Source organism: Parageobacillus sp. KH3-4 (assembly GCF_022846435.1).
GTDB lineage: Bacteria > Bacillota > Bacilli > Bacillales > Anoxybacillaceae > Parageobacillus > Parageobacillus thermoglucosidasius_A.
The window spans coordinates 1-10,000 of the sequence record NZ_AP025627.1 but is presented as its reverse complement, the minus strand read 5'-3'; the positions used below and the strand labels follow the sequence as shown (position 1 = coordinate 10,000).

The 10,000-nt window shown below is 42.4% G+C and carries 7 protein-coding genes; all 7 read right to left on the bottom strand.

The features are described 5' to 3' along the window. Positions 1-63: 63 nt before the first annotated feature. Positions 64-1,149: an HD-GYP domain-containing protein gene (locus MWM02_RS00035; RefSeq protein WP_244402710.1), complete on the bottom strand. Its 1,086-nt coding sequence runs from the start codon at positions 1,147-1,149 to the stop codon at positions 64-66. 126 nt (positions 1,150-1,275) lie between these two features. Continuing rightward, positions 1,276-3,747, bottom strand: coding sequence for a DNA gyrase subunit A (gene gyrA, locus MWM02_RS00030; protein WP_064552917.1), 2,472 nt, complete (start codon positions 3,745-3,747; stop codon positions 1,276-1,278). 61 nt (positions 3,748-3,808) lie between these two features. Next, positions 3,809-5,731: a DNA topoisomerase (ATP-hydrolyzing) subunit B gene (gene gyrB / locus MWM02_RS00025; RefSeq protein ID WP_064552916.1), complete on the bottom strand. Its 1,923-nt coding sequence runs from the start codon at positions 5,729-5,731 to the stop codon at positions 3,809-3,811. A 38-nt stretch (positions 5,732-5,769) separates the two neighbouring features. Then, positions 5,770-6,894, bottom strand: a complete 1,125-nt coding sequence (gene recF / locus MWM02_RS00020) for a DNA replication/repair protein RecF (RefSeq protein WP_064552915.1) — start codon at positions 6,892-6,894, stop codon at positions 5,770-5,772. Between the two features lie 11 nt (positions 6,895-6,905). Next, complete coding sequence (yaaA, locus tag MWM02_RS00015) at positions 6,906-7,127, bottom strand: S4 domain-containing protein YaaA (protein WP_064552914.1); 222 nt, start codon at positions 7,125-7,127, stop codon at positions 6,906-6,908. Positions 7,128-7,230: 103 nt separating this feature from the next. Continuing rightward, complete coding sequence (dnaN, locus tag MWM02_RS00010) at positions 7,231-8,367, bottom strand: DNA polymerase III subunit beta (RefSeq protein ID WP_064552913.1); 1,137 nt, start codon at positions 8,365-8,367, stop codon at positions 7,231-7,233. A gap of 180 nt (positions 8,368-8,547) precedes the next feature. After that, positions 8,548-9,900 (bottom strand): chromosomal replication initiator protein DnaA, encoded by a 1,353-nt coding sequence (dnaA, locus tag MWM02_RS00005; RefSeq protein ID WP_064552912.1) that lies wholly within the window; start codon positions 9,898-9,900, stop codon positions 8,548-8,550. Positions 9,901-10,000 lie beyond the last annotated feature (100 nt).

The following is a 10,000-nucleotide window of genomic DNA, read 5'->3' as shown; positions in this document are numbered from 1 at the left end:
GACAAGCGATATTTTACCACTATTACGGCTACTGTTCAAGAGCATTCTTCAAAAAATCTTTTCTTAGTTGTTATAAACAACTTCCTCAATATAAATATCCCGATGTTCACTTAAAGAAAGAAATTCGTCTTTATTTACAATTTTAACAATCGGTCTTGTCGGCGCTTCCCGCTGTATAAAAACGATTTCTGCCATTTCGCCGTTTGACAATTTGACAACTGTCCCTACATGAAAATTTATTAAATTATCTAGTAATATCTGTATCGCTTCCATGCTTAATTTGCCAAATTGTTCAATTTGAATTTTTTCGAGCGCTTTAAAAGGGGATTGTTTTGACCGATAAAGACGTTCGGACGTCATCGCATGATAAACGTCAGCTACAGCTACTATTTTGCTGTACGGGTGAATTTGCTGGTCACGAATTCCAAACGGATAGCCAGTTCCATCATTGCGTTCATGATGCTGTAATACGGCTAATTTTACCCCTTCTTTTAAGGTCTTTATTTTTTGGATCATTCGATAGCCGAACACTGTATGCTGTTTCATTTCTTCATATTCGTGAGCAGTAAACGCTGATTTTTTTGTCAAAATTCTTTTGTCTACCTTTGCCATGCCGCAGTCAGATAATATACCCGCCAGCGCAATTTGATAACAGTCACCTTTACTATAATCTAATTGTTTTGCCAAAAATCCCGATAATAGTCCAACGCTAACAGCGTGATGGTATAAATAGTCTTCCTTTGTCGCATAACGATGTAACGCCAGTAATTCCTTGCGGTTGTGTATAAATCTATCGAATAAAGGGATAATAATGTCCCTTATTTGTCCTATATCGACAGGAGCACCGGATTGCCACGATTGAAACGCTTTTTTATATTTTTGAACTGCTTGTAAATAAAGGAATATCGGCTGTTCATCGCCAGTGACATCATCTTCGCGCCGTTCAAGCAATTCAGCCGGATTAAATGGTTTTCCATTTGCCAGAACCGGTTCAACACACACTTCTCTAATTAAAAATTTTTCCAACACATTTAATAAATATGGTGTCAGCACAGTATTTTTAGGCATGATTGTCTTTTTGGTCTTGCCTCGTATGTCTTCAGCGAGAATACATCCTTCTTGCAGCTGGTGAAGTTTTACCCGGATCATCGCGCCACCTCTCTACTTCACATCTTTGTATCCTATAATTTTATACTAACACTGATGACGCAACCGTTGTAGTGCTTTATAAAAAAATGGCCCAAAAGGCTATACCTTTCGAGCCATTGTACGCAACTAACGATTTTCTTCATCTTCATTTTCTTTCTCTTCTTTCGGGACTTTCGCCACTGTAGCAACATACTCATGTTCGCTATCGTCGGACAAACGGATTAGTTTTACTCCTTGTGTGTTTCTTCCCATTCTTGAAATATCACTGACAGCAATGCGAATAAGAATGCCGCTTGCAGTAATAAGCATTAAGTCCTCTTCACCGGTCACCGTCTTCACCGCAACAACCGTACCATTTTTCTCCGTAATATTACACGTTTTAATTCCTTTTCCACCACGACTCTGTATGCGATATTCCGAAGATGGGGTGCGCTTGCCATAGCCGTTTTTCGTAACGACTAATACATCACAGCCATCCTCTAAAATTTCCATGCCGACAACTTCATCACCATCTTCCAGCGTAATTGCCTTGACCCCTGTTGCACTTCGTCCCATCGCTCGTACATCCGTCTCTGGAAAACGGATGAGCATTCCGTTTTTCGTCCCGACAATGATATGCTTCGAACCATCCGTTAACTTGGCGGAAATCAACTCATCTCCTTCACGCAAATGAATTGCAATTAAACCGTTGTTACGAATATGGGCAAATGAAGATAATGGAGACCGTTTGGCGATTCCTTGTTTTGTCGTAAAGAATAAATATAAATTGTCATCGAATTCATTGTTGATAGGGATAATCGTGTTAATCCACTCATCTTTATCGAGTTCTAAGAGATTAATGAGCGGAATTCCTTTAGCAGTCCGGCTGAATTCAGGAATTTCGTATCCTTTTGCCCGGTATACTTTTCCTTTGTTTGTAAAAAATAAAACAGTATCATGAGTTGATGTGATCAAAAGATGTTCCACAAAGTCATCTTCGTTTGTATGCATGCCTTGGACGCCTCGTCCGCCTCGTTTCTGACTTTTATAAGTCGAAACCGGCAACCGTTTAATATAACCTTTATGCGTGAGCGTAATAACGATGTTTTCGCGCGGAATTAAATCTTCGTCCTCAAATTCTTCGGCTCCTCCAGCGACGATTTCTGTTCTCCGCTCATCGTTAAACCGCTCTTTAATTTCCGTCAGCTCATCGCGAATAATTTGCAAAACTTTTTCCTCATCGGCTAAAATCGCTTTTAATTCAGCAATCAAGCGAATAAGATCTTGATACTCTTGTTCAATTTTTTCTCGTTCTAACCCCGTCAATCGCTGCAAACGCATGTCCAAAATCGCCTGTGCTTGTCTTTCGCTGAGAGAAAATTGCTGCATAAGTCCCTCTCTGGCGATTTCTGTCGTTTGCGAGCTACGAATTAAATTAATCACTTCATCGAGATGATCAAGAGCAATGCGAAGCCCTTCCAAAATATGGGCTCGTGCCTCCGCTTTTTTCAATTCATATGCCGTGCGGCGGCGGATGACCGTTTTTTGATGGTCTAAATAATACTGCAGGCATTCTTTTAAGTTTAATACTTTCGGCTGGCCGTCGACGAGCGCGAGCATGTTAATGCCAAAGCTCGTTTGCATCGCAGTATGTTTATATAAATTGTTCAAGATGACCTTCGCGTTCGCATCTTTTCGCACTTCAATGACGATTCGCATTCCACTGCGATCGGACTCGTCGCGCAAATCAGTAATGCCGTCAATTTTCTTTTCACGAACAAGTTCGGCGATACGCTCAATCAATTTCGCTTTATTGACTTGATAAGGAAGCTCGCGAACGATGATCATTTCTTTTCCGTTTGGCTGCTGCTCAATCTCAACTTTGGCGCGCAATATAATCGATCCGCGGCCTGTTTCATACGCTTTACGAATACCGCTCCGTCCAATGATTTGCCCCGCTGTCGGAAAATCCGGTCCCGGAATATGCTCCATTAAATCGGCTACTGTCATGTCGGGATTTTTACTTAATGCCAAAATCGCGTCGATCACTTCGCCGAGCTGATGTGGTGGAATGTTCGTCGCCATCCCGACAGCGATTCCCGAAGAACCGTTTACCAATAAATTCGGGAAGCGCGACGGCAATACGACAGGCTCTTTTTCTGAACCGTCGTAGTTATCTTGATAGTCAATCGTGTCTTTGTTAATGTCGCGCAACATTTCCATCGCAATTTTCGACATGCGCGCTTCCGTGTAACGCATCGCTGCGGCCGCGTCGCCATCAATAGAGCCAAAATTTCCATGACCGTCCACAAGCATATAGCGATAATTAAAATCTTGCGCCATGCGAACCATCGTATCGTACACTGCCGCGTCACCGTGAGGGTGGTATTTCCCGATAACTTCGCCGACGATGCGGGCCGACTTTTTATACGGTTTGTCCGCGGTCATTCCGAGATCATGCATCGCGTATAAAATACGACGATGCACTGGCTTTAGCCCATCGCGCACATCAGGCAATGCCCGCGATACAATGACGCTCATCGCATAATCAAGAAACGAAGAGCGCATCTCTTGGCTAATATTGACTTCGCGGATGCGCGGATGTTGATTTTCTGACATTCATAAAACCTCCCTTATAAAAAATTTTCGGCGGGGAGGGTGATTGCTCAACACTCTCCGGTTAAATGTCCAAATTTTTCACATATCGTGCATTTTCTTCAATAAACTGTCTTCTTGGCTCTACTTTATCTCCCATCAAAATTTCAAACGTCTCGTCCGCTTCAATCGCATCTTGAAGGCTGACTTGAAGCAGCGTTCTTGTTTCCGGATTCATCGTTGTTTCCCATAATTGTTCCGGGTTCATTTCTCCAAGACCTTTATAACGTTGAATCGTTGGTTTCGGATTTTCCGGCAATTCGGCAAGAATTTTTTCAAGCTGTCGGTCGTTATAGGCATACCTTACTTGTTTGCCTTGCTCAATTTTGTAAAGCGGCGGTTGGGCGATGTATACATATCCCCGTTCGATGAATTCGCGCATATAACGATAAAAGAAAGTGAGCAATAATGTGCGGATGTGCGCTCCATCGACATCAGCATCTGTCATAATAATGATTTTATGGTAGCGCGCTTTCGTAATATCAAAATCCTCGCCAATTCCCGTTCCTAGCGCGGTAATAATGGCGCGAACCTCATTGTTCGATAAGATTTTGTCAAGCCGCGCCTTTTCGACGTTAATAATTTTTCCGCGAAGCGGCAAAATCGCTTGAAAATGGCGATCTCTTCCTTGCTTTGCTGAACCGCCTGCGGAGTCCCCTTCGACCACGTACAATTCGCTGATGGAGGGGTCTTTCGAGGAACAATCCGCTAGTTTCCCAGGCAAGTTGGAAATTTCAAGCGCGCTTTTTCGCCGTGTAAGTTCACGTGCTTTTTTTGCCGCCAAGCGCGCCCGCGCCGCCATCATCCCTTTTTCAACAATTTTTCTAGCAATGGTTGGGTTTTCCAGTAAAAACGTTTCAAATTGTTCGGAGAAAACCGCATCGGTAACCGTCCGTGCGTCGCTGTTTCCAAGCTTTGTTTTTGTTTGTCCCTCAAACTGCGGGGACGGGTGTTTAATCGAAACGATTGCTGTTAGCCCTTCGCGGACATCTTCGCCAGTTAAATTTGGATCATTATCTTTGAAAATTTGCTGTTTGCGTGCGTAATCGTTAATAATGCGCGTCAGTGCCATTTTAAAACCGGATTCGTGCGTCCCGCCTTCGTGTGTATGAATGTTGTTAACAAAGGAATAAATATTGCTGCTATAGCTGTCGTTATATTGGAAAGCAATTTCCACATAAATTCCATCGCGTTCACCAACAATGTAAATCGGCTCCTCATGAAGCACTTCGCGCGTCCGATTCAAATGCTTAACGTAAGATTGAATACCGCCTTCGTAACAATATTCATTTTTGCGGTTTTCTACCCGCTTATCTTCAAGCGTAATTTTAAGGCCGCGATTTAAAAAAGCCAGCTCGCGAAGGCGGGTTGCTAACGTTTCATAATCGAATTCTGTCGTTTCTGCAAAAATTTCCGGATCAGGCTTAAAATGAACGGTAGTGCCTGTCCGATCCGTTTCTCCAACCACTTGCAAATCCGTGCAAGGAACGCCGCGCTGGTATTTTTGATAATGAATTTTTCCATCTCTGTGCACATATACTTCCAGTTCTTCGGATAAAGCGTTCACGACGGAAGCGCCGACGCCGTGCAGTCCGCCTGACACTTTATAGCCGCCTCCGCCAAACTTTCCTCCTGCATGGAGCACAGTCATAATGACTTCGACAGCCGGTCGTCCCATTTTCTCTTGAATGTCAACGGGAATGCCACGACCGTTATCGGCAACCGTAATGCTATTATCTTTTTCGATCGTCACGTTTATTTCCGTACAATAACCCGCTAGCGCCTCATCAATGCTGTTATCGACAATCTCCCATACGAGATGATGCAGCCCTTTTGGACCAGTAGAGCCAATATACATCCCTGGACGTTTACGGACCGCTTCCAGTCCTTCTAATACTTGAATTTGGCTTGCATCATACGTATGTTCGACTTTTTGTTCCATTGTCATGCGAATCACCTACGCTTTCTTTCCAAACGTTCAAGAGCTTAATCACAAAGAGGGGCGGTAATATGACCGGAATGGACTTTGTAAATTGCCGCTTCCTTGATGATGTCATGTTCGATTCCGTCAATGCTCGTTGTCGTTACAAACGTCTGCACTTTTTGCCGGATCGCGTCAAGGAGATGGGTTTGCCGAAAGTCATCCAGTTCCGATAGTACATCATCAAGTAAAAGAATGGGGTAATCACCGATTTCAGAAAAAATTAATTCAATTTCCGCCAACTTGATGGATAGTGCTGTTGTGCGTTGTTGTCCTTGGGAGCCAAATGTTTGGACATCTTTTCCGTTCACGCTGAATGAAATATCGTCACGATGCGGACCAGCAAGCGTCATTCCTCGTTGGATTTCTCTCTCTTTTATTGTAGCAAACTTTTCGCTATATGCTTCTATTATTCTCGACAACTCCATCCTTTCTGATACATCAACGGAAGGTCGATATTGGATTTGCAACGTTTCTAACCCGCGGCTAATTTCATGGTGAATCGGTGCAGCCCATTTTTCCAGCAAAAGCAAAAATTCATGCCGCTTTAGCGTAATTTTAGCAGCTAGCGGAATGAGCTGCTCCGTTAAGATATCTAACACTGTTTCATCTTGCTGCTCGCGCGTTTGCAGCAATTTCAAATAATGGTTTCGCTGCTGCAGCAGCTTTTGATATTGACTTAAATCATGTATATAGACAGGCGATACTTGCCCGATTTCCATATCGACAAAACGCCGCCTTACTTGCGGACTGCCTTTCACTAAGTTTAAATCTTCAGGAGCAAACATCACGATATTTAAATGACCGACGTATTGGCTTAACCGCTGCTGCTCAACATGGTTGCATTTTGCTTTTTTTCCTTTTTTTGAAATAATGAGTTCTAATGATAGCGCCCCGCTCTTCTTCGTTGCCCTTCCTTCTATTTTAGCATAGTCTTCATCCCAACGAATGAGATCTTTGTCGTTTGCTGTCCGGTGTGATTTTGCCATCGCTAATACGTAGATGGCTTCCATCATGTTTGTTTTCCCTTGGGCGTTTTCTCCTAAAATAATATTTACGTTGTTCGCGAACTTTATTGTTTCACTCTCGTAATTGCGATAATTTTTTAATGATAAATATGTTAAAAACAACGGCTCTTCACCTACTCTGCCCTCGTTACGATAAACGTGCCGAGTCCTTCGACTTCGACTTTGTCTCCATTTTTCAATTTTCGTCCACGTCGAGTTTCTTTTTCTCCGTTGACGAACACTTCATTTGTTTGCAAAAACCATTTTACAGCGCCGCCTGTGCCAACTGCTTGAATGAGTTTTAACAATTGGCCAAGCGTAATCGTTTCTGTCGCAATGGTTACTTTTTTCTCCATCCATTCATCGCTCGCTTTCTAAAAACTGCCCATTTTTTTATTTTAACGAAAAAACGAAGCGCTAGCAAAGAAAGCTGCTAGAACTTAGCAGCTTTCACAAATGTTAATACGTTCTTACTGGTAAAATAAGCTGAAGCATTGAGTCGTTATGGAGAGGACGAAGCAAAAACGGCCGCATCGCGCCAGTAAAGCTGATTTTAATTTCTGTACCATCAAGCGCTTTTAACGCGTCCATCATATATTTTGCGCTGAAAGAAATTTTTAATTCCTCTCCTTCGATCGATTCGCTCTGCATTTCCTCCGTTACTTTTCCGATTTCCGGTGAAACGGAGGAAATTTCAATGATGCCATCATTTAGCGTTGTTAGTTTGACAACGTTGTTTCTTCCTTCCCTCGCTAATAGGGAGGCGCGATCAATCGCTTGTAAAAATTCTTTCGCATTCACGATAATATCTGTTTTGCTATCGGTTGGGATAAGCCGGGACGTTTCCGGATAGTTTCCATCCAACAAGCGAGAGAAGAATAATAAACGTTTTGTTTTAAATAAAATTTGATTCGCCGTAATTACAATTTTAACAGGGGCATTGCTGTCATCCAAAATTTTGCTCAGCTCGTTCAAGCTTTTTCCCGGAATGACGACATTATGCGATTGATGATTTTCTGTCTCTATTTTTGCTTTTCGCAACGCAAGGCGATGGCTGTCTGTTGCAGTACAGATTAATTCCTCGTCTTCAATTCTCCAGTTGACACCTGTCAAGATTGGCCGCGTTTCTGAAGTGGAAACAGCAAACACCGTTTGCCGGATGATTGTTTTTAACAAGTCGGTTGGAATTTCGAAAACATTTTCTTCTTCAATTTGCGGAAGCCTTGGATATTCTTCCGCGTCAAGACCGTTTAGGCTAAATTCTGCTTTTCCTGAGCGAATTGCGGTTAAGAAATTAGGCTGCACTTCAATTTCAATTGTTTTTTCCGGCAGTTTTTTTACGATTTCTGAAAAAAAGCGAGCTTGCAGTACAATGCTACCAGTTTCTGCTATTTCGACAAGTACTTTATCTTCTTCTTCCGTTGGAATAAAAGATTCAATCGAAATGTCGGAATCGCTTCCTGTTAATGTGACTCCTTGTGGGGTCGCCGTAATTTTAATTCCTGTCAAAATCGGAATCGTAGTGCGAGGTGACACAGCTTTCATGACATCTTGAACACTTTGAACTAACGCTTCTCGATCGATTGTGATTTTCATTATGCAATCCTCCTACAGTTAGGGAAATAAATTATTTTTTTATAATAAAAAAAGAAGTAAGAACTGCAGTAGTAGTAATAAAGCTTGTTGAAATGTGGATAAGTCAAAAAAGTAAAGGAAACACAGCCTGTCCACATGTGGATAGACTGTGTGTAATTTGCGAAGCTATTCAATAGTTATTCACAACTGCTTCAGTTTCTCTTGGATTTCTTTTATATGTTTTTGAAGCTGAACGTCCGTTTGCAGAAGCTTAGAAATTTTTTCATGGGCATGAATGACAGTGGTATGATCGCGACCTCCGAATTCGTCTCCGATTTTCGGCAATGAGCAATCAGTAAGTTCCCTCGAAAGGTACATGGCAATTTGCCGCGGAAAAGCAACAGACTTCGTTCTCTTCTTAGCTTTAAAGTCTTCTAGCTTAATATTGAAATGCTGGCCGACAACACGCTGAATATCTTGAATAGTGATCACTTTCGGCTTGGTGTTTGGAATAATGTCTTTTAACGCCTCTGCTGCTAAGTCAGCGTTAATTTCTTTATTGATCAATGATGAGTAAGCTACGACACGTATGAGAGCCCCTTCCAATTCCCGAATGTTAGAGTCAATTTGATTAGCGATATAGAGCATCACTTCGTTCGGAATATCAAATCCTTCCGCTTTCGCTTTTTTTCTGAGGATGGCGATCCTCGTTTCTAAATCGGGAGGAGTGATGTCCGTAATGAGCCCCCATTCAAACCGCGAGCGAAGGCGGTCTTCCAATGTCGGAATCTCTTTTGGCGGTCGGTCGCTGGAAATAACGATTTGTTTGCTTTCTTCATGTAGCGTGTTAAACGTATGGAAAAATTCTTCTTGCGTTTGTTCTTTTCCTGCCAAAAACTGAATATCATCAATTAATAGAACGTCAACGTTCCGATATTTGTTGCGGAAATCGTCCGGACGGTTGTCGCGAATCGCGTTAATAAACTCGTTTGTAAATTTTTCTGAAGACAAATATACTACTTTAGCGGACGGATTATGTTCGATGACGTAGTGGCCGATCGCATGCATTAAATGCGTTTTGCCTAATCCAACCCCGCCGTAAATAAATAGCGGATTGTATGCTTTTGCTGGCGCTTCTGCGACCGCTAACGAAGCAGCGTGGGCAAAGCGGTTGCCGGAACCGATAACAAATGTGTCGAACGTATATTTTGGATTCAACATGCTTTGCGGAAAATCGGCTGGTTCCTCGTACGACTTTCGCTGCTTTTTCAAAGATTGTTGAAGATCGAAATCATCTTCGGATTGATTAGGAGGAATAATGAACTTAACGGCAAGTTCTTCTCCAGTAATGTCGTAAATGGTTTCAGTAATTAAACGAGAATAGCGGGAATCAAGCCAATCTCTCGCAAACTCATTTGGGGCTACAATGACAAGCGTGTCACCTCGTAAAGAGTGGGCTTTTGTTGATTTTAGCCAAGTTTCAAAACTCGGCTTGCTAATTTTCTTTTCAATTTCCCCAAGCACGCGATTCCATAAATCATGGATGTTTTCCACCCGTTGCCCCCTCCTTTATCAGAGGATTATTTAGAAAAAGAATTGTGGAAATGGCAAATAGTTAAGGAAAGAAGATGGTATTTCGACAAAATCCACCGCA

Coding starts and splice junctions, on each gene's coding strand:
- MWM02_RS00035 (WP_244402710.1), bottom strand. CDS start 1,149: ATGATCCGGGTAAAACTTCACCAGCTGCAAGAAGGATGTATTCTCGCT.
- gyrB (WP_064552916.1), bottom strand. CDS start 5,731: ATGACAATGGAACAAAAAGTCGAACATACGTATGATGCAAGCCAAATT.
- gyrA (WP_064552917.1), bottom strand. CDS start 3,747: ATGTCAGAAAATCAACATCCGCGCATCCGCGAAGTCAATATTAGCCAA.
- yaaA (WP_064552914.1), bottom strand. CDS start 7,127: ATGGAGAAAAAAGTAACCATTGCGACAGAAACGATTACGCTTGGCCAA.
- dnaN (WP_064552913.1), bottom strand. CDS start 8,367: ATGAAAATCACAATCGATCGAGAAGCGTTAGTTCAAAGTGTTCAAGAT.